The following is a 24,617-nucleotide window of genomic DNA, read 5'->3' as shown; positions in this document are numbered from 1 at the left end:
CCCGTGCAAGGGAGAAGGGAAACTGCCTGCTCCGGCGCGAACAGCAGAAGAGACATTGCGTGTTATCCGAGCTGCCTGAGACCTCCGCAGCTGCGAAGACAGCTACGCCACCTCACTCAACATGCCATGCTTGGCTCACCCTTGCTCCCACCCATGTTCCGTCAGGTCTGAAATCCGCATGGCCATGCGCAAGAAACACGAGTTGCCGGAAAAACCCTGCATGCACTGCGGGCGGCCGTTTCGCTGGCGCAAGAAGTGGGAACGCGTATGGGACGAGGTGAAGTACTGTTCCGACCGTTGCCGTGGCGAGAGCAAGCGGACGCGTCCGGCTCCATGACCAGCGTGGCATGTTGATCGCCGATCAACAGCACACGCGACCCCACGACCAAGCAGGTTCGCAGATGTTTATTCGCCTAGTGTTGGAACTCGATATGCAGAGGCGAAGCTCAGTCCCAGGCTGACTTCCGTGCGGCCGCTTGAGCTAACCGTGTTCGCAATGATTGGCGAAACGCGTTGCAAGACGCGTGGCGGCTGGTGAGCTACCGTGTTCTCGCACCTATGGAGTTCTCTGCATGAAAATGGCTGTCTTCAGCACGCGCCCTTACGACAAACGATTTCTCGAAGAGGCGAAACTGCGCCTGAGTGAGAACGCTGCAGTCGAGTTCGTTTACTTCGAAGCATCGCTCGATCTGCAGACAGCAGCGTTGGCGCAGGGTTGCGAGGTGGTGTGCGTGTTCGTCAACGATCAGCTCGATGCGCCCGTGCTACAGGAATTGCACGCGATCGGTGTCCGCGCGGTGCTACTGCGCTGCGCCGGCTTCAACAATGTGGATCTCGCCGCGGCCAAGGCCCTGGATTTCTTCGTCGCACGCGTGCCGGCGTATTCGCCCGAGGCAGTGGCCGAGCACACCCTGGCGCTGGTCATGACGCTCAACCGCCAGACGCACCGTGCCTACAACCGCGTGCGCGAGGGCAACTTCATGCTCAATGGCCTGCTCGGCCGCACCTTGCACGGCAAGACGGTGGGTCTGGTCGGGCTGGGCAAGATCGGGCTGGCAACTGCGCGTATTTTCCAGGGGATGGGCTGCGATGTGCTTGGCTACGATCCCTATCCCACGCCTGGCTTCGAGACGCTCGGGCAGCGGGTCGAACTGGAGACGCTGCTCGCACGCGCGGATATCGCCTCGCTGCACTGCCCGCTGACGCCGGCGACGCAACACCTGATCGATGACGCAGCGCTGACCTCGATGAAGCCCGGTGCGATGCTGGTCAACACCTCACGCGGTGGGCTGGTGGATACCGATGCGGTGATCCGCGCACTCAAGTCCCGCCAGCTCGGCCACCTTGCCATCGACGTGTACGAGCAGGAAAGCGCATTGTTCTTTCAGGACCGCTCCGGCGAGATCATCGACGACGATGTGTTTCAACGTTTGATGACCTTCCCCAATGTGCTGGTGACAGGGCATCAAGGGTTTTTCACTGCCGAGGCGTTGCAGGAGATCTCCGACATCACCCTGCGCAACCTCGCTGATTTCGCTGCGGGCACTGCGTGCGCGAACCTTGTTCCAACACCATAGCGTCACCTTCTTCGCTCACCACCCGCGCAGGCCCAACCATGTGGCAACAACTCTACGACCCGCTCGGTAACGCCAACCTCTCGGCCTTGCTGGCTGCCTTGCCGGTGCTGTTCTTCCTGCTGGCGCTGACGGTGCTGCGGCTCAAGGGGCTCACCGCCGCAGCGTTGGCGGTGCTGGTCTCGGTGGCGGTGTCGTCGCTGGTGTTCGGCATGCCGATGGCGAGCATCGTTGGCGCCGCGCTGCTGGGCATTGCCAATGGCATCTTCCCAATCGGTTTTATCGTGCTGATGGCGGTGTGGCTGTACAAGCTGGCGATCCGCAGCGGCAAGTTCGAGGTGATCCGCGGCAGCATCGCCACGGTGTCCGAAGACCAACGCATCCAGGTGTTGCTGATCGCGTTCTGCTTCGGTGGATTTCTGGAAGGCGCTGCGGGGTTTGGCGTGCCGATCGCCATCTGCGCGGCGCTGCTGGTGGAGCTGGGCTTCCGTCCGCTCAAGGCGGCGATGTTGTGCCTGCTGGCCAACGGTGCGGCGGGTGCCTACGGTGCGATCGGCATCCCGGTACTGGTCGGCGCGCAGCAGGGCGGCGTGCGCCTGGATGAGATGTCGCTGATGCTCATAGCGCTGGTGCAGGTCTGCGCATTGTTCGTGCCTGCGGGGCTGGTGGCGATGCTCGATGGGTGGCGTGGCGTGCGCGAGACCTGGCCGGTGCTGCTATTTGTCGGTGTGGTGTTCAGTGGCGTGCAGACGCTCACCTTGTATCTGCTGGGGCCGGAGCTGGTGGACATCCTCGGGCCGCTGGCCGGCATGGGCGGGCTGGCACTCTTCATGCGGTTCTGGCGCCCCAAGCGCATCTACCGCGAAGCGCAGGCACCACCGTGCTCCACCCAGCGCTGGACGCTCAAGCAAGTGCTGCTGGCATGGTCGCCGTTCTACATCCTCACCGGCGCGATCCTGGTGTGGAGCCTGCCCGCCTTCAAGGCGCTGTTTGCCGCAGACGGCGCGCTTGGCGCCACTGTGCTGCATCTGCGCATCGGCCTGCTCGATCAACGCGTGCAGGAAGTACCGCCATTGGTCGCCAGCGTGCGCACGTTGCCTGCGGTGTGGAATGTGGGTTGGCTCAACGCTTCCGGTACCGCAATCCTGATCGCGGCGGTGCTCACTGTGCTGCTCTCGCCGCGCTTGAACCTGCGTTCGGCCTCAGGTGAGCTCGCCCAGTCTGCGAAAGAGATGTGGAAGCCGCTGGCCACCGTGTCGCTGGTAATGACGGTGGCTTACATCACCAACTATTCCGGTGCCTCGTCGAGCATCGGGCTGGCCCTGGCGCAGGCTGGCGGCGTGTTCCCGCTGCTGTCGCCGGTCATCGGCTGGATGGGGGTGTTCATCACCGGCTCGGTGGTCAACAGCAACACCTTGTTTGCGCATCTGCAGGCGGTGACGGCAGCGCAGATCGGCGTGCCTGCTGCTTTGCTGGTGGCGGCCAACACCGCCGGTGGCGTGATGGCGAAACTGGTCTCGCCGCAATCGATCGCCATTGCCGCGGCTGCGGTCAAGTTGGTGGGGCAGGAGTCGGCGATCATGCGCACCACCTTGGCCGCAAGTCTTGGGCTGCTTGCGTATGTGTGTCTTTGTACGTGGCTGTTGTCGATGGTGTTGCAGTGAAAGCAGTCGCTGTGTGCTGGCTGCATTGATTTTTCGAATGCACCGGCACGCTCCTTTTCAGCGCGGCGCGTGGGTTGCTTCAAGCGCACGCCATGCTCTGCCGTCGCCGTGCGATCAAGCATGCGTATTTGTTGAGTCCGCCATGGCATGCGCCCAGCATTTTTGTTTGAGAAGTCCTGCGCGGCCTCGCAGGCTGCCTCATCGCGATACCGATACACTCACTGCACTTCGCACTCAGAGAGCGATCTTCCATGACACCGTCAGCGAATGCATTCCGTGTGGCTGTTCTGTTGCTTGCATGCGCATGCGTGCCTGCGTTTGCCCAGACTGCGGTGCATGCGCCTGGAGTGCCGGCGACGCAAGCTGCTGCGCAGTGGAAGAGTGTTTCTGGCGAAGGCAAGCCGCATGCGCGTCACGAGAACAGCCTGGTCGCCATCGGCGACCGTCTGTACCTGATCGGTGGGCGCGATAATCGGCGCTTGGACATCTTCGATACCAAAACGCACCGCTGGTCCAAAGGCAGCCCGCCACCGCTGGCAGTGAGCCACGCGCAGGCAGTGGTGTCGTCCGGAAAACTCTATTTCGTCGGCGGCCTGACCGGCGACTATCCGGAAGAAGCCGCGCTGACCCACCTGTTGATCTACGACCCTGTCACCGATCGCTGGCAGGTGGGTGCGGAGATCCCGCAGCATCGTCGCCGCGGCGCCGCCGGAACGGTGGAACACGATGGCGTGCTGTACCTGGTCGGCGGCAATACACGCGGTCACATGAGCGGTTATGTGCCATGGCTGGATGCGTTCGATACGAAAACGCAGCAATGGACGCAACTGGCCGATGCACCACGTGCGCGCGACCATTTCCACGCGGTGGTGATCGATGGCAAGGTGTATGCGGCCGGTGGACGCCGCTCGGCGCATGAAAGTGGCAACACCCTGGCGCAGACAATCGGCGAGGTCGATATCTACGACATCGAACGCGGCACCTGGACTGTCGCCCCGGCTGCGTTGCCGACACCACGCGCGGGTGCCGCCGCCATCGCGCGCGATGGCCAGCTGCTGGTGATGGGCGGCGAGAGTACGCGCCAGGTCAAGGCACACGATGAGGTCGAGGCCTACGACCCGGCCACCGCCACCTGGAAGACGCTGGCTGCGTTGCCGCAAGGGCGTCATGGCACCCAGGCCGCAGAGGTAGGCGACGATCTCTACATCGTTGCGGGTAGCGGTAATCGCGGCGGTGGGCCGGAGTTGGATGATGTGCTGGTACTGCATGAACGCAGCAGGCCCTAAGTCGCGGTGACTCCTGCGTACGGCATGCGACGAAGGAGCTTGTTGAACATTGTGTGTCTGAAGATGAGGATCTAATCTGCTTCTTCGTTCTTCAATGCGCAACGCCAGGGAGTGGTAATGCCGAAACGTAAATCGGATAAAGCACCACCCGCAATGCCTCGCGTTGCCGGACAATTTTCGCTCCCACTGGTCCATGCGGAAAGCGAGCCAGTGACATCGCCGCTGCTGGCAACGGCCAACGCGCAGTACAGCAACTACATTGTCTATGTCGATGAAAGCGGCGACCACGGGCTGGAGACGTTAGATCCCAACTATCCCGTTTTTGTGCTGGCCTTTTGCGTCTTCCACAAAGGTCACTACGCGCAACGCGTGGTTCCTGCCATCGAGTCGTTCAAGTTCAGGCATTTCGGGCATGACGTGGTCATTCTTCATGAGCATGACATCCGCAAGGAAAAGGGACATTTCCGCTTCAATGACCGGTTGGAAAAAACGATTTTTCTGGATGAACTGACGGGAATCATCGAGTCACATAACTTCATCCTGATCAGCTGTGTCATCGACAAGATACGGCTGAAGGAAAAAGCCCAGACAGCAGACAATCCTTATCACCTGGCGCTCGCCTTTTGCCTTGAAACGCTTTTCGAACTGATGCAAGAAAAGAAACAGGGCGATGTTGCAACGCATGTGGTGGTTGAGTGCCGTGGCAAGAAAGAAGACCGCGATCTGGAGCTTGAATTCAGGCGGATCTGCGATGACGCGAACCGCTGGGGCCGGCAACTCCCCTTCACGATTGTATTCGCAGACAAAAAAGCCAACTCTTCCGGCTTGCAGCTGGCAGACCTCGTTGCGCGCCCCATAGGCCTATCGGTACTTCGTCCAGATCATCCAAATCGCGCATTCGACGTGCTGCAGCGAAAATTCTTCTGCAAAGAGGGCCGGCGCAAACTGGGCATCGATTACGAGGGCTGGGGACTGAAGATTTTCCCGCCGCCAGAAAGCGAAAAGCCCCGGTGATCTCACCGAGGCTATGACGCCGACCGGGAACCCCCAGTCCACTTGAGCGCGAGTTTAGGGTCGTACACCGAAGAATTCAAGGTCGCCGGCTACAGAACTGGGTCGGTCAGGACATCGCATCCACAAAGTGTCGGGACTGCGTTCGATGCGTGCTGCGCTCCACATGTAGAGGCAGCTTGAGGTTGAGCTATTTGTCACCCGGCAGGCTACTTTGTGAATTCCAACCCAAGTGCTTTGACGCGCACCCGCGCCAGCATTGCGTGCGAGGTCATGTACAGCGTGTGGCCGTCGTTGCCGAAGGCGCAATTGGAGATGGCTTCGCCGGTTTCGATGCGGCCCAGCCTGCGGCCGTCGGGGGCGAACACGATGACGCCGCCGGGGCCGGTGGCGAACAGGTGGCCGTCGGCGGAGACCGCCATGCCGTCGGGCAGGCCGGGCGCATCCTTGGCCACCAGATCGGAGGCGTCGGCAAACACGCGCTTGCCGGTCACCGCACCGGTTGCGTCGAGCGCGTAGGCCATCCAGATCGGGCGCTGCGGATCGGAGTTGGCTACGTACAAGGTGCGCTCGTCGGGCGAGAGCGCGATGCCATTGGGCAAGCTCAGGCTGTCGTCCAGCAGGTGCACGCTGCCGTCGGTATCCAGGCGATAGACGCCATTGAAGCGCAGCTCCTTGACCGGCGAATCGTTCATGCCTTTCAAGCCGTATGGCGGGTCGGTGAAGAACACCACGCCGTCGCGGCGGCGGACCAGATCGTTGGGACTGTTGAAGCGATGGCCTTCGAACTGCGTCGCCAGCGGTGTCTTCTTGCGCGTGGCCGGGTCGAGCCTGGCGACGATGCGCGTGCCGGAATCTGCCAGCAACACGGTGCCGCCCGGTTCGGCATACAGGCCGTTGGCGCCCGCTTCGCGCAGCGTGGCCTGCTCCGGGCCGCTGTAACCGGAGGGCGACAGAAACACCGATAACCCTGCATCTTCAGACCAGCGATAGAGCTTGTTTTCCGGCACATCGGTGAACAACAGATAGCCCCCGTTGCGCACCCATGCGGGGCCCTCGGACCAGCTGAAGCCTTCGGTGAGCTTCTCGATGCGCGCGTCGCTTGCGATCACATCGCTGAAGCTGCGATCGAAGGTTTTCAGCTGCCCGATCGCAGGAAAGCGCGGCGGCGGTGCGTCTTTTTTGGTGCAGGCGGCAAGAATCGCCAGCAGCGGAACGGCCAATAGCAGATAGGGCGGCAAGCGCATCGGTCAGTCCAGTAACGAAGTCGGGCCATGATGCCACCATGCGTGTGCAGGGTTCCTGCGCACGTTGGCAAACGCGCTAGCGCTAGCTCTCGCCCGCAGGCACCGCCAACACCGCATCCACTGCCGGTTTGGGCTGGTAGTTGCGATCGAACAGCAGCGGGTAGTTGGTACGGCCGGGCACGGGGTAATCGTTCTTCCACGACATGCCGTCGGTAACGCCCCACACGCTCACGCGCGCGAGCTTGTCGCGCTTGCGCCAGAACAGCGCGAACAGTTCGGCATAGCGATCGCGAAGTTGCGCTTGCACTTCGGGCGGCAAGCCATCGCGATACGGATCGAGAAAGCGCTTGAATTCCGGCAGCTGGAACTGCTTGTGCGCAAGCCCGGTCCCGATGACCTGGCCTTCCTTGGTGAGTGGCAACACATCGACATCCAGCTCGGTGATCATCACCTTGATGCCGAGCGCGGCATAGGCGTCGATGGCATCTTCGATATCGCGCAGGCTGGGATAGTCGAGCCCCCAATGCCCTTGCATGCCGACGCCATCGATGCGGATACCGGATTGCTGCAGCATCTTGACCATGCGCACGATGCCGTCGCGCTTGGCAGGACGCCAGGCATTGAAGTCGTTGTAGTACAGCTGCGCATCGGGTGCATAACGCTGCGCGAAGGTGAAGGCATTGCGCACCACGGTGTCGCCGTCGCCCACGCGCTGCACCCAGCTGGTGGCGCGATAACTGCCGTCTTCGTCGATGATCTCGTTGACCACATCCCAGGCCTGCACCTTGCCCGCGTAGCGCCCTGCCACGCGTTCGATGTGCGCGCGCATGCGTTCCAGCTGCGCGTCGGCGGTGTTGGGGTTGCCCTGTGCATCGACGAAGAACCACTCCGGCGTCTGGTTATGCCAGACCAGGGTATGGCCGATCACGAACATCTCATGACGGCGCCCATAGGCAACGAAGGCATCGGCCGCACTGAAATCGAACACGCCGGGCCGCGGCGCGACCACTTCGGCCTTCATCACGTTCTCGGCAGTGATGGCATTGAAGTGGCAAGCGACCAGCGCGGCAGAGGCAGCGTCGTTGCCGGAGACGATGTCGGCATTGACGGCAGTGCCGATCAGGAAGCCGTCGGCGTAGGCGTGCTTGAGCGAAGTGCTGCGGGTGTCGCATGCAGCAAGTGCTGGCAGCGCCATGACGGCGCAGATGAGGGCCAAACCGAAACGCAAGCGCGTTGCTGGACCCTTGGGGTTGTACTGCATCGCTGGGTTCCTGTTGAGGTAATGCATGCACTGCGTCATCGATAGCTCCATCACTCCACCACCACCTGCGCACTGGCCGCTTGCAAGGTGTCGGACTCGACATGGACCGTGATCGTCCCACGCGCACCGGCATTTGCACGCACGATGGCCAGACACAGCCCGTTGAAGGCGTTGCGTTGCGGCGAAGCGAACGATTCCAGATTGGTCGGATCGCCATTGTCGGTGGCGATCAAGTCACCCGGTCCTTCGATGCGAAAACGCAGACGATCACCGGCGGTTGGTGCAGGGCGTCCGGCGCGATCGAGCAGACGCACAGTGACGAAACTCAGGTCCTGCCCATCGCCATGGATGGTGCTGCGATCGGGCGTCACCTGCATGCGCGCGGCGATGCCGGCGGTCTGCACACGATCGCTGGCCCAGGGCTTGCCATCCTTGTAGGCCTGTACCCGCAGCTCGCCTGGTTGGTACACCACCTCATCCCAGCGCAACCGATACTGTAGCGGCGCCTTGCGCTTGCGCCCCTGCGACACGCCATTGACGAACACCTCGGCCTCATCGCCCGAGGTGAACACATGCACCGGCGTGACCTGGCCCTCGCGACCGGGCCAGGTCCAGTGCGGCAGCAGATGCGCCATCGGCAGGTCAGGGCGCCAACGCGATTGATACAGCCAGTAGCGATCCTTGGGAAAACCGGCCAGATCGAAAATGCCGGAGTAGGAACTGCGCGAGCTGTAGTACGGCGTGGGTTCGCCCAGATAGTCGAAGCCGGTCCACACGAACTCGCCCGCGACATACGGATGCTGGTCCTGTGCAGCGAAGACCTTGTCGGCGCTGGAACCGAAGTCCACTGCATGCAATTCGTAGGCGCTGACCTGATGCGCGACCGAGTCGCCGCCACGTCCGTCGCGCACCGGTGCGCTGGTATCCGGCGTCACCGGAAACAGATACACACCGCGGCTGCTCAATGCCGAGGCGGTCTCGCTACTGAGAATCGCCTTGTGCGGAAACTTGCGATGAAACGCCGGATATTGCGGCTGTTTGCGGATGCGCTCGGTGCCTGCGAACTCCGGCGTGTCGCGAATGCCCTCGCCCTGATAATTGAGGCTGATGACATCCAGCGCAGCGGGCAACGGCATCTCGGGCGAGGCGTAGTTCATCGCCACGGTGGCCGGGCGCGTTGGGTCTTCGTCATGCACGATGGCATGCAGCGTGCGCGCGATCGCCGCGCCCTGCTCGCCGGTGTATTGCTCGCCGACTTCGTTGCCCACGCTCCACAGGATCACCGAAGGATGATTGCGGTCGCGCCGCAGCATCGCGCGCAGGTCCGGCTCGTGCCACTGCGGGAACACCAGGTGGAAATCCAGCGGGGTCTTCTTCATCTCCCAGCTGTCGAACACCTCGTCCACCACCAGCAGGCCCATACGGTCGGTCAGCTCCAGTAATTCCGGCGCGGGCGGGTTATGGCTCATGCGAATGGCATTGGCGCCCATCTGCTGCAGCAACTGCAGTTGCCGCTCGGCGGCGCGCACATTGAACGCTGCACCCAGCGCGCCGAGATCGTGATGATTGTTCACGCCACGAATCGGCACATGTTCGCCGTTGACCAGCAGGCCCTTGTCGGCATCGAACACGATGCTGCGGATGCCGAACGGTGTTTCATAGCGATCCACCACGCGCCCGTTCTGGCTGACTTCGGTTACGGCCAGATAGCGATGCGGTTGCTGCGTAGGTGGCGGTCCCCACAGCCGCGGCGACGCAATCTGCGTGCTGCCTTGCACGCGCGCCGTACCGCCGCCAGGCACGTCAACCTGCAATGGCGCAATGCGCGCGACAGGCTCACCGCTACGCGTGCCGTGTGCATCGTCAAGCACATAGATCGCGGTACTGACTTCGGCGTGCACCGCGTTACGCGCGGCATTGTCCAGCGTGACCGCCAGCTGCACCTGCGCGGTCTGTACCGACACCTGCGGCGTGGTCAGTTGCGTGCCCCACTGCGCGATATGCAGCGGCGCTGCCTTGGTCAACCACACATTGCGATACAGCCCGCCACCCGGATACCAGCGCGCCGAATCCGGCGGGTTGTCCAGACGAATCGCCAGCTGATTTCGCCCGCCAGGCACTACGTACGGAGTCAGGTCAACGCGCCAGGAGCTGTAGCCGTATGGCCAACCGCCGACCAGCTTGCCGTTGAGCCAGACCGTGGCATACGCCATCGCGCCATCGAGATCGAGATACAACGAGCGGTCGCGATCGCCGGCCGGAATGTCCAGATTCTTGCGATACCAACCGATGCCCCAGCTAGGCAGGCGCCCCATGCCGCCATAGGGACCATCTGCCAGGAACGGCCCGGCAATCGCCCAATCGTGCGGCAGGTCCACCGGCTCCCAACCGCTGTCGTCGAACTGCGGCTGCACGAAAGCAACAGTGCCGCCGGGATTGCCGGGCGGGCGTTTGTGTCGTTTCGCGGGATCTGCAATCAGGTTGTTGGCTGTAGGCAGGATCCACGATTTGAGCACGCGTGTTACGGCGGCATCGATGTGCTGCGCCTGCTCGGGTTGCGCATCGGCCACCTTGCCGTCTTCGCTACGCACCACTTGTGGACGCACATCGTAGTCCAGGGTTTCGCGATTGCCAGGAGGATCGCCTCGATGGAAGCGCCATTGCGCGTTGAGCGAGACACGCTCGCGCGGTGTCTCGGTTGCCGCCGGTGGTGCCGCCAGTGCGGGCAACACAGGAAGCGTGGCGCAGAGGCAGACGAACACGACCTGTGCAACAAGCACGCTGCGTTCGGCAACACGGCGCTTCAGCGCGCACCAGATCTCTACGCGCATCATGTCGCTACTCCCTCCGACCAGACGCATGCGCTCGATGTAAAGACTCCACACGCACGCGGGAAGGCATCGCTACACTGCGCGCCACTCACCCTCACAACTTGTAAGCCTGCTTTGGCAAGCGATACGCCAGATCGATCGCGACCTCAGCCGCTTCATCCTCATCCAGCCGATGCTCGGCAACGAGCTTGGCCAGGAACGCGCTGTCCACACGCCGCGCCACATCGTGCCGCGCGGGAATCGACAGGAACGCACGCGTATCGTCGTTGAAGCCCACGGTGTTGTAGAAGCCGGCGCTGGCCAGGGTCTGCTCGCGAAAGCGCCACATGCCCTCCGGTGCGTCATGAAACCACCACGCCGGCCCGAGCAGCAGCGAGGGGTAATGCCCGGCCAACGGCGCTAGCTCGCGGCTGTAGCTGGTTTCGTCCAGCGTGAACACGATCAGCCGCAAGCGCGGGTCGTTGCCGAACCGATCCAGCAGCGGCTTGAGCGCATGCACATAATCGGTGCGCATCGGAATATCGGCGCCCTTGTCGCGCCCAAAGGTCTGAAACAGCTGCCGGTTGTGATTGCGAAAACAGCCCGGATGCAGCTGCATCACCAGGCCGTCGTCCAGGCTCATCGCCGCCATCTCGGTCAGCACCTGCGCGCGGAACAGCTCGGCCTGCGCGGGTGTCGCCGCACCGCGCACCACGGTATCGAACAAGCGCTGTGCTTCGTCCGGCGACAGATCTGCGGTGGCCGCACTGGGGTGGCCGTGGTCGGTCGAGGTTGCGCCATGTGCGGCGAAGAACGCGCGGCGTTGCCGATGCGCACGTAAGTAACCTTGCCAGCTCAGCACATCCTCCCCGGTGAGCGCGCCGAACTGCTGTAGCGCGCCGGCAAACTGCTCGTGTTCGGGGTCGACCACCGGGTCTGGCCGGTATGCGGTGAGCACGCGTCCCTTCCAACCGCTGTCTCGAATGGTGGCGTGATGTTGCAGCGTATCCAACGGCGATTCGGTGGTGGCAATCACCTCGATATTGAAACGCTCGAACAACGCACGCGGGCGAAATGCCTGCGTCTGCAAGGCTGCGGTGATGTGGTCGTAGTAATGATCGGCAGTGCCGGCATCCAGCCGGACACGCAGATCGAACACATCGTGGAATACATGATTGAGCCACAACGCAGATGGCGTGCCGCGCAACAGCGTGTAGTGCTCCGCGAACACGCGCCACGCTGCGCGTGGATCTGCCGCTGCACGCGATCCATCCGCACGCGGGATGCCCAAGGCATCCAACGCGATGCCCTGGCTGTAGAGCATGCGGAACACGTAGTGGTCCGGTACCAGCAACAACTCGGTGGCGTTGGCGAACGTCGCATCGGTGGCGAACCACGCCGGGTCGGTATGGCCGTGCGGGCTGATGATCGGCAGCGCGGCGATCTGCGCATACAGACGGCGCGCAATTGCACGCGTGCCAGGGTCGGCGGGGAACAGACGGTCGTCGTGCAGGGTCAGTGGTGTGGGCGTGGGCATAAGTCAGTCAACAAACAAACGGAAAGTGAGTGGCGCAACGCTCACGGCGTGGGGTTGCGATCTGCGGCCACGTAACTACGCAGCCAGGTCAGCGCCGGCCGTTCACTGCCATCGGCGCGAATCAGATAGGCCGCTTCCTTGTCGCGCCATAGCCCGGGTCGAAAGCCCCACAGCGTGATGCCGTGCACCGCTGGGTGTTCCCAAAACACCGGGAACACGCGTTGGTAGTCGGCCAGTTGCTGCGCATCGCTTGGCCCGTCCAGATCGAACTCGGTGATGTAGATCGGCAAGCCGGTTGCAGCCAACGCATCGAGATTGGCGCGATGCACCGACATCGCCACATTCGGGGTGGTCTCGAAGGCGTGCTCCTGGATGCCGATGGCATCGACCAGCTGCTCGCGCTGCAGTAGTTGCACGATCTGCAAATACTTCTGCGTGGCCTGCGGGTTGTTGGTGATGCTGTAGTCGTTGATCATCAGCCGCGCACGCGGAAAGTGCTGGCGGGCGAGCCGAAATGATTGCAGCACCCACTCCCAACCGCTGGCGCCGTTGCCGCCCAGCGCCTGCAGGTAGTTGCCGCCACCGGTGTCGTTTTTGCTGTGCGGGTCGTTGAGCGGTTCGTTGACCACTTCCAGCAGGTCGATCTCCGGATAACGCTGCGCCACCGCAGCAAACCACTGCTCGATCTCGCGGCGTTGCTCGGCCGGCGGCAAGGTCTTGATCCACTCCGGTTGCTGATTGCCCCACACCATCACATGCATCTGAAACGGCATACCGTTGGTCTTGGCCAGCTTGTAGGCGGTATCCAGCCCGCTCCAATCCATCTGGTCGCGCACCGCTTCCACACTGCCCCACTTGCCGCTGTTCTCGGGTGTGAGCTTGTTCCAGTACTGCGCGAACCCTGCCGCCTGTTGCGGGCTGTAGGCGCTGCCCAGGAATTTGGACGCACCGGATGCCAGCGGCGCTGCGTGCGCGCCCGCTGCAATGCTCGCTGCGAACAACAACCCGGCTGTCAGTCTGCGTAGGTGCATGATGATCCCCTCAGGAAGATGCGTTGGCGGCTGCTGCGGCGTCTGCCGGTAGCTGCGCTGGCTCCAAGCGTGGCACCAGCATGTGCACCACCGCCAGCGCCAGCAGATACGCCGAGCCCGCCATCAGGAACACCGGCACGTAGCTGCCGGTGGCCTGCAACAAAAAACCGATAAACGTGGCGATCACCATGCCACCGACTGCGCCGGCAAAGCCACCGATGCCGACCACGGTGGCGACCGCATGGCGCGGAAACATGTCCGACGGCAGCGTAAACAGGTTGGCCGACCAGCCCTGATGCGCGGCGGTGGCCAGGCCGATCAAACCGACCGCCACCCACAGGTTGTCTGCACGTGCGGCGAACACGATCGGCACTACCAAAATTGCGCAGATCAGCATCGCGGTCTTGCGCGCCCGGTTGACGCTCCAACCTCGCGCAATGAAGCGCCCGGCGACCCAGCCCCCGGCGATGCTGCCGATATCGGCAAGCACAAAGATCACGATCAATGGCGCGCCCAGTTGCAACAGACTCAAGCCGTATTCGGCATGCAGGAATTTCGGCAGCCAGAACAGGAAGAACCACCAGATCGGGTCGGTGATGAACTTGCCCAGCACGAAGGCCCATGCTTGACGATGCCGCAGCACCTGCAACCACGACAGCCGCCGTTGCACCGGCTCATGCGCATCGCTGCGGATATGCGCCAACTCGGCAGACGACAAACCCGGTTGCTGCTCGGGCGGGTGATAGCTCAGCCACCACACCACCAGCCACGTTGCGCTGAGCACGCCGGTGAACAGAAATGCCGCCTGCCAACCCCAGGCGGTGGCGATCAGCGGCACCAGCAACGGCGCGACGATGGCGCCGATATTGGAGCCGGAATTGAAGATGCCGGTGGCCAGGGCGCGCTCGCGACGCGGGAACCATTCGGCCACCGTCTTGAGCGCGGCGGGGAAGTTGCCGGACTCGCCCAGCCCCAAAAAGAAGCGCGCAATCGCAAATCCCACCACTGTGGTGGCCAGCGCATGCCCCATCGCCGCCAGGCTCCAGATGCCGATCGCCAGCGCATAGCCGATGCGGGTGCCGAAGCGATCGATCACCGCACCGCTGCACAACAAGCCCAGCGCGTAGGCGGCCTGGAATGCGGTGACGATGTAGCCATACTGGATTTCGTTCCAGCCGATCTGCGTCTGCAGAAACGGCGCCAGCACGCCAAGCACCTGGCGGTCGACATAGTTGATGGTGGTGGCGGCGAGCAGCAATGCGCACACACGCCAGCGCACGCGGCCCAGGCGTGCCAGCGTGCCGGCAGGTGCAACCGCCTGCGGCAGCTCGCTCATGCGCCTGAGCGCCGCAACGCAGCTAAGCGCAGCGTGCGATGGGCAATCGCACAACCACCACTGCAATGCGCTGCCGCATGTCCGGGGCAGTTCGGCGCATTGCTGCCGTATTCTTCGGTTCGATTCATCGACCACTGCACCTGCACAAAGGTGGCCTTGCGCCACGGGTGATAGCGCTACCATTACCACGCCGTCCGGTAAAATCCATCGCGCAGTGCAGCACGCCAGTTGTGCGCCGACGTTCAAGACCGTCTCGATAAGCGCTACTGCCACATTCGCCGCTATGCCCCAGCATCTATGCTGCCCTGCAGCGTGATGTTCTGAATTTGGTAGCGCTAACATCCGCCACCACTGATCGCCCGTCTCCCCCATCGCATCATCGTCGCGCCGCGCATCGGCAGCGGCACTCCCTGCGCAGGGGCGATGCGTGGGACATCCGCTCACCTGTTAGGGAAGGGATTACGGTGAAGAACAGCTACGCACAAACCGCGTTGTCCTGCGCGTTGGGGTCCATCCTGCTGGGCATGGCCAGCACGGCCGCCTTGGCCCAGTCCACCGACGCCACCAGCGCAACGACCACGCAACCCCCGCCGGCTACAACCGCCAGCGGCGATGCGGTGACCCAGCTCGATACCGTCACCGTCTCCGGCTACCGACGCAGCATCCAGTTTTCCACCGATGCCAAGCGCGATTCGGTGGGCTTTGCCGACACCGTGTTTGCCGAAGACATCGGCAAGTTTCCGGACATGAACATCGCCGAGTCGCTCAACCGTATCCCCGGCGTGCAGCTCTCGCGCGACGTCAATGGCGAAGGTCTCAACATCGCCATCCGCGGCCTGGGCACCAGCTTCACCAAGACCACGCTCAACGGCGCCAGCATCGCCACCGCTTCGATCGGCTTGAATGCGCAGAACCAGAACCGCGAAGTCGATCTGAACCTGTTCCCCACCGAGTTCTTCACCCAGCTCACCGTGAGCAAGACGCCCACCGCGAGCATGCTCGAAGGCGGCGTCTCCGGCGTGGTGGACATGCGCAGCGCACGCCCGTTCGATCGCCCCGGCGTGCACTTCACCTATCAGGCGCAGGCCGACTGGAACAGCACCAGCGAAAAGACCACCCCACGCGGCGCCTTCATGGGTAGCTGGACCAACGAGGAAGGCACCTTCGGCGCATTGCTGGGCGTGGCCTCGGTGCGCGGCAAGCTCGGCGTGCGCGGCTTCGAAAGCGTGGGCTGGACCAACCCGGGCCTCACCTACACCCAATGCGGCCTCACCCCGCCTGCAGGCACGCCGGCCACCAATCAGCCGGCCGCGTGCAACGTCAATGGCGGCGGTAACTGGCGCATTCCCGATCGCGTGCCGGCCACCGCCGGCAGCGGCCTCACCACCGGCGAAACCATCGACGCGGCCTGGTTGCTCGCACGCAACCCGGGCCTGAGCATCGACCAGATCAGCGACGCATTGATTCCTCGCCTGGGCCGCAGCGTCTACATGAATGGCGACCGCGACCGCGACGCCTCGGTGATGTCGCTGGAATGGCGCCCGTCCGACAGCATGCATTTCTACCTGGATACGCTGTACTCGGAGGCCAAGCGCACCACCGAGCGGATCAGCATGAATCTGATCGGCCGCAACGGCAACATGATCCCGCTCGGCATGCAGCTGGATCAGAACAACGTGGTCACCAGCGCCACCTTCGCCAATGCGCAGTACTTTCTGGAAGCCCGCCCGTATCGCGAAGAGGTCAAGTTCTGGAGCGTCAACCCGGGCGCGGAACTGTTGTTCGGCGCCGAGCAGGACATCAAGCTCAACGTGCAGGCCAATGCCACACGCAGCTGGCTGGATCGTGAGTCGCCCAGCATCCTGGTCACCTCGCCGTTCACCACCGTTGACTACCGCAATGAAGGCGGCGACCGCCCGTCGATCACCAGCCCGCTCGATCTCAACGACCCCAATCTGGGCTGGGGCTGGAACGGCGGCCGGGTCAATATCCAGAACGAAAAACGCGTGACCGAGACGCGTGGTGGACGCGCAGACCTGCAGTTCGGCGAAGACAAGCGCAACATCAAGATCGGCGCCGCCTACGACCAGGCCGAGCGCACCATTCGCGGCTTCGACAACAGCATCGCCTGGGAGCAGGTGGTCTGCCGCGGCGGTGGCGGCAACGTGTGTAACGGCGGCCCCGGTTCGGCAGTACCGAATGCGGCCCTGGCCGGCTATTTGCGGCCCGGTCCGGACGGCTTTATCACCGCCGATTTCAACCGCTTCCTCGGCGACACCAACTATTACGCGCTGCGCGATTCCGCACCGGAAACCAACTCCGCCAACACCGGCGCCTCGGCCGGCGGCATCCGCGAAAAGAACTGGGGTTTCTATATCGAAACCAACGCAGAAACCGAAGTGTGGAACCGCACGCTGCGCTTCAATGCCGGCGTGCGCTATGTGACCACCGACCAGACCATCACCGGCCCGGTCACCATCAATGGCATCCGCCGCATCCAGGTGCTGGATTCGGATTACAAGGAAACCCTGCCCTCGTTCAACGCCGCCTGGGATGTGGCCGACAACGTGGTGCTGCGCCTGTCCAGCTCGCGCACGCTCACCCGGCCCGACCCCAGCGCGATGCTGCCCAATACCAACTTCAGCGACCCCTCCGCGCAGACCGCAACGCAGGGCAATCCGAATCTGGCACCGTATCTGTCCACCAACGTGGATTTCGGCGGCGAGTGGTACACCGGCGGCGAGGGCTATGTGGGCCTGACGCTGTTCAACAAGCGCATCAGCGGCTTCACCGTCAATGGGGTGCGGCGCATTCCGTTCAACGACCTCGGCGTGCCGTACGAGAGCCTGCTGCCGATCCAGCAAGCCGGCCTGGACCAGCGCGGCGGCCCGAATGCGGCCACCGTGGATGTGCAGACCCAGGTCAACGCCGATGGCGTGCTCAATATCCGCGGCACCGAGGCGATCTGGGTGCAACCATTGGACAAGCTGGTCGACGGCATGGGCTTCAGCGTGAACTACACGCACGTCACCCAATCCTCCGAAGGCGAAGGCATTCCGGCGGTGGCGGTCGGTGTTGCGCCGAACCTGTGGAACGGCACTGTGTACTGGGAAAAAGACGCCGCCTCGGTGCGCCTGTCCTACACCTGGAACGACGACATGGTGATCTCCGGCGCCAACCAGAACGGCATCCCCTACGCGCGCCTCAACGCCGATGCGCGCGGCCAGCTGGATCTGTCGGCCAGCTACACGCTGGAATCGTTGCCGTCCAAGCCGCAGATCACCCTCAACGTCACCAACCTCACCGACGAACCGCTGCGCACCACCTACGCCTGGCCCAACGCCACCTACGATCTGTACGAGCCCGGGCGAACCGTCATGCTCGGCATCCGCGGTACCTTCTAGGAGTGGCTATCAACACTACTGCGCTACGTTTTGTTAGCCACTCCTAGTGCTGTCTTCGCCGTCGCGATCATCCCCATCGCGACCGGCGAAGTAGCGCGCACCGCGGCGTTTTCCGCAGCACTCCTTGAGCCCCGCCCCACCTCATGAACGATCGCTCACAGCAGCTCTCCTTGCGCGAAAAGATCGGCTACAGCCTGGGCGACCTGGCGGCCAATCTGATCTTCCAGACGCTGGTCACTTTTCTGGCGTTCTTCTACACCGATGTGTTTCGCATCCCGGCGAGTGTGGCAGCCACCCTGATCTTTGTGGTGGGCATGCTTGGCGCGTTCGTGTTCACGCCCATCATCGGCATCCTGGCCGATCGCACGCGCACACGCTGGGGCAAGTTCCGGCCGTGGATCTTGTGGACGGCAGTGCCGTTCGGTGCGTTGTCTCTGGCCGCATTCAACACGCCTGCACTCGGCGAGCAGGGCAAGATCGCATACGCCTTCGCTACCTACACCTTGTTGATGCTGGTGTATGTGGCCAACAACCTGCCGTATTCGGCATTGAGCGGCGTGCTCACCGGCAGCATGGAGCAACGCAACAGTCTGTCGGCGTATCGCTTTCTGGCGGTGACCCTGGCGCAGTTCGTGATCCAGGTGCTGCTGCTGCCGCTGGTGTTGATTCTGGGCAACGGCGACAAGGCGCAGGGCTTTCGCAACACCATGGCCTTGTTCGCCGCCGTCGGCACACTGTGCTTTCTGATCACCTTTTTCACCACGCGCGAGCGCGTGCTGCCGATCAGCGAACAGCGCACCAGCGTGCGCCAGGACCTCACCGATCTGGTCCGTAACAAGCCCTGGCTGGTGATGCTGACGCTGACCATCCTGGTCTTCATCAATCTCGCCATGAAGGGCGGGATGTATATCTACTACTTCAAGTACTACCTCGATGCGAACGCATTGACGCTGTTTCTGGATCACGCAGGCTTCAACCGCTTTATCGGCGGCATCAACAGTGTGTTGACCGGTGCCGGCATGAGCGCACTGCAGTGGCCGCAGGATGCGCCGACATCCGCATTTAGCGTATTCAGTGCCGGCGGCATTCTGGCGATGATCGTGGGTATCGGTTTTTCAAAGCGCTTGGCAGACCGCTACGGCAAGCGCAACGTGTTCGGTGGCGCGCTGCTGATTTCTACCGTGTTTCTGCTGGCGTTCTACGTGTACCCGCCGGATGCGATCGGCTGGGTGTTCGCCTCCTACGTACTGCACGGCTTCTTCTACGGCATCACCATCCCGCTGCTGTGGGCGATGATCGCCGACGTGGCCGATTACTCCGAGTGGAAGAATCACCGCCGCGCCACCGCCATCATCTTCTCGGCGATGTTGTGCGGGCTGAAGATCGGCCTGAGCGTCGGCGGCGCACTGGTCGCCGGCATCCTGGCGTTCTATGGCTACAACGCCGCCCTGCCGCTGCAAAGCGATGCAGTGACGAGCGGCATTCGCCTGGCCATCAGCGTGTACGCCTCCATCCCGTTCCTGCTCGGCACCGCGTTGCTGGCGCTGTACGAAATCGACAAGACGCTGGAAACCCGCATCGAACACGAGCTGGGCGTGCGCCGACGCAGCGCACCGCTCGCCACCAGCTGACGCCCTCCCTCCCACTTCATGCACAGGTACGCGCATGTCCGATGAACTGCACTCCGATGCACTGCAGGCGCTGGCGCGCACCGCCATTTCCGCACCGCTGGTCACCCACCTGTACACCGCCGACCCTTCCGCACACGTGTTCGACGGCGCGCTGTACCTGTATCCCTCGCACGACATCGACGCCGGCGTTGCCTTCAGCGATGATGGCTCGCATTTCGACATGGCCGACTACCACGTGTTCCGGATGGCGCATCCCAACGCGCCGGTGGAAGACCTCGGGCAAGTGCTGCACGTGCGCGACGTCCCCTGGGCGCAGCGACAGATGTGGGCGCCGGATGCCGCGCAGCGCGACGGCCGCACGTACCTATATTTCCCGGCAAAACGCGCCGATGGCATCTTCCAGATCGGTGTGGCGGTGGGCGATCGCCCCGAAGGCCCGTTCGTTGCCGAACCCGAGCCCATCGCAGGCACCTACTCGATCGACCCGGCCGTGTTCGCCGACCACGACGGCGCGCATTACCTGTACTTCGGCGGCATCTGGGGCGGCCAGCTGCAGCACTACCGCGACAACGTCTACGACCAAACCAACCAGGAACCCGCAGACGACGCACGCGCACTCGGCCCACGCGTCGCGCGCCTGCACGAGGACATGACCCAACTGGCCGAACCCACCCGCGAGCTCGTCATCCTCGACGAACACGGCACCCCGCTACGCGCCGGCGACCATGCCCGCCGCTTCTTCGAAGGCCCCTGGGTCCATCACCACGCCGGCCGCTATTACCTGTCGTATTCCACCGGCGACACGCATCTGATCTGCTACGCCACCAGCGACACGCCGTACGGCCCGTTTACTTATCAAGGCGTGCTGCTCGCCCCGGTGATCGGCTGGACCACCCACCACTCCATCTGCGCCTTCGAAGGCCAGTGGTATCTGTTCTATCACGATGCTGTTTTGTCGGGCGGGCAGACGCATCTACGCAGCATCAAGATGGCATCGCTGGAGCACGATGCGGATGGAAAGATCGCGACGATTTATCCGTATGGGGAAGACGCGGTATCGCCGTGGTGATGCGTTGTTGGGCAGCCCCTTCCCGAGATTCCGTCAAGGCGTCATAGCGCACCCGCCAGCACTGCACGAAAGAATCATTGCCAAGGTTCCAGGCGCGTCGTGGTCCTCACTATGGCCGATCGTCGAACCAATCCTCACGGCTTTCTGATCGCGCGTTTCCTGCCGTCTGCGCAACTCTTGGATCTCGCTCCTCAACGCTGCCACGACTTCTCGCACGGTACCGTCGTGCTACTCGCACACAGGGCCAGCTTGCGCCTGGGCCGGAACTGCATCGCATGGGGCTGCATCCAAGCGCATTGCAGCTACGTAGGCCATGTAAGTGCTCTTTTGATGGAGGTTGCCATGCGACATCGTTCGATGCTGTTGTTACTGACGCTCGCGGTCTACGGGAATGCCAGCGCAAGCGATTCACGCGCTGCACTGCCCCGCGCAGACACTGTTGACGTGCCACGCTTCATGGGCGACTGGTACGTCATCGCGCACATTCCTACCCGGCCCGAGCGCAAGGCCTACGATGCCGTGGAGCGCTATGCGCTGCGACCGGATGGCCGCATCCAGACCACGTTTACATTCCGCAAGGGAAGTTTCGAGGCGCCGCTCAAGTCCATGCATCCGATCGGCGAGGTCGCAAAGGATGGCAATGGCGCGCTGTGGAGCATGCAATTCTTCTGGCCGTTCAAGGCCGAGTACGTGATCGCCTGGCGAGATGCAGATTACGCGCAGACCATCGTGGCACGCAGCAAGCGCGACTACGTCTGGTACATGGCACGTACCCCGCAGGTCTCCGATGCCGACTATCAGCAGGCTGTTAAACGTATCGCTGCAATGGGCTACGACGTGTCACAGCTGCGCCGCGTACCACAGTCGCAGCGCTGATGCGGCAAAAAGGGCCGATGCGGTAGAAAGGTGCGACGCGCTCAGCGATGCAGTATCTGCATCGCAGGCTCTCGCACACCGCCTGCGTTAGACGTTCTTTTCATCCGCAGAAAACTCCCATCCGTCATTCAAACCTCCCAACGGCTTGGCCTCTGTTGCCAACTCTTCCTCGAACGCCGAAATCGCCTTGTACGACGGAATCATGGTCGGATACACCGTCACATCCATCGGAAACGCCGTGTTTTCCGGGTAATGGCAGCAACGCACCTTTTGCTCGAAGCGCAGCATCGTCACTGAGAATGCCAATGCAGACTCCTTCGTGGGGAAGACCACGGAGAACGCAATCTCGCGCGGCGTCGAAAGATCCACCCCTTGCTGAGCGATGTGCCAAAGGGTGTCGCCATTATCGTCTTTAGGGTACAGATCCGGATTTCGTTGCATGGTGGCTTCGGTCGTTGGCAGCCAGTTGGCCGAGGAAGAATCGTCGCGACGGGCTTGTGCGCGTGCTGATTGGGTAACGTTGCGAGCCAGACGTCAGTTCCTGGAGCCAGCCATTTTCCCGGTTTTCCACCACCCTGCTGAGGCGATGAAGTCGCCGCTCACGTGGCCGCGCGATGCGCGACCACCGAGACAGTTCACGGAACCCAAATCAAATTCATCAACTGCGGATCGGCGGTGACCTTGACCAGCTTGCCGCTGGGGCCGAACTGCACCTGGTACTCGGAGAAGCTATCGCGCCAGTAGCGCCACAGCGAAGCTTCCAGATTCGGGTTCTCGCTGCTGATCGGGTAACCGACTGCCATCAGGACTTGTTCGCGGGTCATGCCGCCGGTGAGCTTGCCATCGTTGATCGCCTGGCGAATCTTGGGCGGGAAGGTGGCGAGCTTGAGCTTGGGGTCGGCGGTGACGATGTAGCGGGCGGCGAAGGCGGTGTTGTCCAGGTCGCGGCTGTAGTCGTTGCCGATGGATTGCTTTTCGCCGGCGATCTTGAGGTTGACGCGGTTGCGGCCGAAACCGGTGACGCTGACCGGGGTGCCGACGGGGAGCACGCGCTTGCCGTCTTCGGCGTAGTTGCTGTCGCTGATCCAGCTGCCGTCGGTGCGCAGGTTGCAGCACAGAAAGCCGTCGTACTTGGCGACGTCGGCGGCGGTGGCCAGGGTGGAGGCGGTGAGCAGGCTCAGGGCCAGCAGGGAAGAACGCAAACGCATCGTAAAGACTCCTTTCTCGACGGCCGTGGCCGCGCGGCAATGAGGGGATCAGGCGCGCCGCCGTTTCCCCAACGGCGCGCAGGCATTGTCGCAGCCTCGGGCAGCTTGGCAAGCGCGGCGGGTGACGCGGCCGGCATCGGTTTGTGTATGCTCGGAGCCGTGGAAACCCTCTCACCCGCCGAGATTGCCGAGCAGATCGCCGAGTTGCGACGCGCCCACCGCGCGTTGGACGAGGAGATTCAGCGCGTGCCCGCGAACATGGACGACGAGCTGCAGATGAAGCGCTTGAAGAAGCGCAAGCTGCATCTCAAAGACTGCATTACGCGGTTGGAAATGGAGCTGGTGCCTGACGAGCCGGCGTGAGGTTGGTGCGTGCGGCCGCTTGGGTTTGTTTTGCGGTTGTTGGTATGGGCATCGCGGGGATAGGCAGTTGGGTCACTGAGTGATGCAAGCAGCGTTTGTCTGATGGCCACCGCGGGCTTTAGCTGAGGCTCGTCGCGTTGGTCGCTTGAGCCGTACCCTCACCCCAACCCCTCTCCCGGGGGGAGAGGGGCTTTGTCTCCTTGTTTTTGGGGCTAAATGCGGCCTGCTAGCTAGTCGCGCCCTTGTCCTAGCCTGCGCGTAGCAGGACCTTGCCACTGCGTCCCGGTTCGGCACTTGCGGCGGCGGCCTTGGCGGCATCTTCCAGATCGAACACCGCTTCCACCGGCAAGGCCAGGCTGCCATCGACGGCGGCCTTGAGCAGTTCGCCGATCATGCGGCGCTTGTCCTCGGGCTTGGTGGCGGCCGTAACCTTGCTGCCCCAGAAGCCGCGCACGCTGGCCTGCTTGAAGATCACATCGCCGCTGGAAATCTGCAGCGGCTCGCCGGTCATCGAGCCGAAAGAGATCAGCTCGCCGCCTTCGGCCAGCAGCGCCATCAACTCGCCGGCCGCGCTGCCGGCGACCGAGTCGATGGCGCGCACGATCGGTGCCTCGCCGGCCAGCGCGCGCGCCTTGTCCTGCCAGCCTGCTTGCGCGGTGGAGATCGCGTTGCCGATGCCCAGCGCTTTCAGCTCATCCACGCCGGCGTCGCGACGCACCAGGTTGATCACGTTGATGCCGCGTGCGGCGGCGAGCATGGCCACGGTCTTGCCGACCGCGCCGTTGGCGGTGTTCTGCACGATCCAGTCGCCTTTTTTGACGTGCAAGGATTCGATCAGCATGAGGGCGCTCAGCGGCATGGCGATCAACTGGCAGCCGCGGTCATCGTCGAGTGCGTCGGGCAGCGGGACGACGCCGGAGGCCTCAGCGAGGAAAAACTCCGCCCAGCTTTCGTGCACGCCGGCCGCGACGACGCGCTGGCCCACCTGCAGGCCTTCGACGCCTTCGCCGAGGGCGTCGATCACGCCCCCCGCTTCGCTGCCGCCGATGGCTGGGAGTTCGGGCTTGTAGCCGTAGTTGCCGCGCACGGTCCACAGGTCGTGGTTGTGGATCGGCGAACGGCGCATAGCGATGCGGATCTGGCCCTTGCCCGGCTGCGGCGTGGGTCGCTCGCCGAGTTCGAGCACCTGGGCGGGGTCACCGAATTGGGTGTGGATGGCTGCGCGCATGGACGTCTCCTGCCGGGCACGCTCTTGATGCGACGCGCCCGATCGTTGTGAAAGGTGGCGCGATGCTATCGGCAGGGCTGC

Annotated in this window: 19 protein-coding genes; 10 read left to right on the top strand and 9 right to left on the bottom strand. The window is 63.1% G+C overall.

What is annotated here, in order from left to right; all coding sequences use genetic code 11:
- Positions 1-178 precede the first annotated feature (178 nt).
- The 5 genes from FFY45_RS15480 (at position 179) to FFY45_RS15460 (ending at position 5,538) form a co-directional block, all read left to right on the top strand.
- On the top strand, positions 179-337 hold the full coding sequence (locus FFY45_RS15480) for a DUF2256 domain-containing protein (protein ID WP_074056361.1): 159 nt from the start codon (positions 179-181) through the stop codon (positions 335-337).
- 235 nt (positions 338-572) lie between these two features.
- On the top strand, positions 573-1,577 hold the full coding sequence (locus tag FFY45_RS15475; protein ID WP_176341106.1) for a 2-hydroxyacid dehydrogenase: 1,005 nt from the start codon (positions 573-575) through the stop codon (positions 1,575-1,577).
- Positions 1,578-1,615: 38 nt separating this feature from the next.
- Positions 1,616-3,238 carry an L-lactate permease gene (locus FFY45_RS15470; RefSeq protein ID WP_176341105.1) on the top strand — a complete coding sequence of 541 codons (1,623 nt, stop codon included), beginning with the start codon at positions 1,616-1,618 and terminating at the stop codon, positions 3,236-3,238.
- 251 nt (positions 3,239-3,489) lie between these two features.
- Positions 3,490-4,524 carry a Kelch repeat-containing protein gene (locus tag FFY45_RS15465; RefSeq protein ID WP_176341104.1) on the top strand — a complete coding sequence of 345 codons (1,035 nt, stop codon included), beginning with the start codon at positions 3,490-3,492 and terminating at the stop codon, positions 4,522-4,524.
- Between the two features lie 117 nt (positions 4,525-4,641).
- Positions 4,642-5,538, top strand: a complete 897-nt coding sequence (locus FFY45_RS15460; RefSeq protein ID WP_255171993.1) for a DUF3800 domain-containing protein — start codon at positions 4,642-4,644, stop codon at positions 5,536-5,538.
- Between the two features lie 206 nt (positions 5,539-5,744).
- On the opposite strand, the gene FFY45_RS15455 is transcribed toward FFY45_RS15460, so the two are convergent.
- From FFY45_RS15455 to FFY45_RS15430, 6 genes are all read right to left on the bottom strand, one after another.
- Positions 5,745-6,782, bottom strand: coding sequence for an SMP-30/gluconolactonase/LRE family protein (locus tag FFY45_RS15455; protein ID WP_176341103.1), 1,038 nt, complete (start codon positions 6,780-6,782; stop codon positions 5,745-5,747).
- Between the two features lie 82 nt (positions 6,783-6,864).
- The gene (locus FFY45_RS15450) at positions 6,865-7,977 is read right to left on the bottom strand and encodes an endo-1,4-beta-xylanase (RefSeq protein WP_255171992.1); all 1,113 of its coding nucleotides are present in this window, start codon (positions 7,975-7,977) and stop codon (positions 6,865-6,867) included.
- A 116-nt stretch (positions 7,978-8,093) separates the two neighbouring features.
- On the bottom strand, positions 8,094-10,877 hold the full coding sequence (gene galB / locus FFY45_RS15445; protein WP_439333541.1) for a beta-galactosidase GalB: 2,784 nt from the start codon (positions 10,875-10,877) through the stop codon (positions 8,094-8,096).
- A 91-nt stretch (positions 10,878-10,968) separates the two neighbouring features.
- The gene (gene uxaC / locus FFY45_RS15440) at positions 10,969-12,390 is read right to left on the bottom strand and encodes a glucuronate isomerase (protein ID WP_176341101.1); all 1,422 of its coding nucleotides are present in this window, start codon (positions 12,388-12,390) and stop codon (positions 10,969-10,971) included.
- A gap of 41 nt (positions 12,391-12,431) precedes the next feature.
- On the bottom strand, positions 12,432-13,421 hold the full coding sequence (locus FFY45_RS15435) for an endo-1,4-beta-xylanase (RefSeq protein ID WP_176341100.1): 990 nt from the start codon (positions 13,419-13,421) through the stop codon (positions 12,432-12,434).
- A 10-nt stretch (positions 13,422-13,431) separates the two neighbouring features.
- Entirely contained in the window at positions 13,432-14,757 is a 1,326-nt protein-coding gene (locus tag FFY45_RS15430; protein ID WP_176341099.1) for an MFS transporter, read from the bottom strand.
- Positions 14,758-15,221: 464 nt separating this feature from the next.
- Here FFY45_RS15430 and FFY45_RS15425 point away from each other — a divergent pair, with 464 nt between their 5' ends.
- The 4 genes from FFY45_RS15425 (at position 15,222) to FFY45_RS15410 (ending at position 21,737) form a co-directional block, all read left to right on the top strand.
- Positions 15,222-18,161: a TonB-dependent receptor gene (locus tag FFY45_RS15425; RefSeq protein WP_176341098.1), complete on the top strand. Its 2,940-nt coding sequence runs from the start codon at positions 15,222-15,224 to the stop codon at positions 18,159-18,161.
- Between the two features lie 143 nt (positions 18,162-18,304).
- The gene (locus FFY45_RS15420; RefSeq protein WP_176341097.1) at positions 18,305-19,792 is read left to right on the top strand and encodes an MFS transporter; all 1,488 of its coding nucleotides are present in this window, start codon (positions 18,305-18,307) and stop codon (positions 19,790-19,792) included.
- 34 nt (positions 19,793-19,826) lie between these two features.
- A complete protein-coding gene (locus FFY45_RS15415; RefSeq protein WP_176341096.1) occupies positions 19,827-20,861 on the top strand; it encodes a glycoside hydrolase family 43 protein in 1,035 nt (344 codons plus the stop codon).
- A 342-nt stretch (positions 20,862-21,203) separates the two neighbouring features.
- Complete coding sequence (locus FFY45_RS15410) at positions 21,204-21,737, top strand: lipocalin family protein (RefSeq protein WP_176341134.1); 534 nt, start codon at positions 21,204-21,206, stop codon at positions 21,735-21,737.
- Between the two features lie 87 nt (positions 21,738-21,824).
- Here the strand turns inward: FFY45_RS15410 and FFY45_RS15405 are convergent, their stop codons facing one another.
- On the bottom strand, positions 21,825-22,178 hold the full coding sequence (locus FFY45_RS15405) for a ribonuclease E inhibitor RraB (protein WP_176341095.1): 354 nt from the start codon (positions 22,176-22,178) through the stop codon (positions 21,825-21,827).
- 194 nt (positions 22,179-22,372) lie between these two features.
- Positions 22,373-22,945 (bottom strand): hypothetical protein, encoded by a 573-nt coding sequence (locus FFY45_RS15400; protein ID WP_176341094.1) that lies wholly within the window; start codon positions 22,943-22,945, stop codon positions 22,373-22,375.
- 159 nt (positions 22,946-23,104) lie between these two features.
- Here FFY45_RS15400 and FFY45_RS15395 point away from each other — a divergent pair, with 159 nt between their 5' ends.
- Positions 23,105-23,308, top strand: coding sequence for a YdcH family protein (locus FFY45_RS15395; RefSeq protein ID WP_023905744.1), 204 nt, complete (start codon positions 23,105-23,107; stop codon positions 23,306-23,308).
- A gap of 247 nt (positions 23,309-23,555) precedes the next feature.
- Here the strand turns inward: FFY45_RS15395 and FFY45_RS15390 are convergent, their stop codons facing one another.
- Complete coding sequence (locus FFY45_RS15390) at positions 23,556-24,536, bottom strand: zinc-binding dehydrogenase (protein ID WP_176341093.1); 981 nt, start codon at positions 24,534-24,536, stop codon at positions 23,556-23,558.
- Positions 24,537-24,617 lie beyond the last annotated feature (81 nt).

This window comes from Xanthomonas hortorum (assembly GCF_011305375.1).
Classification (GTDB): Bacteria; Pseudomonadota; Gammaproteobacteria; order Xanthomonadales; family Xanthomonadaceae; genus Xanthomonas; species Xanthomonas hortorum_E.
Note: the sequence above shows the minus strand (reverse complement) of the source record. Positions and strands in the feature narration are given on the sequence as shown.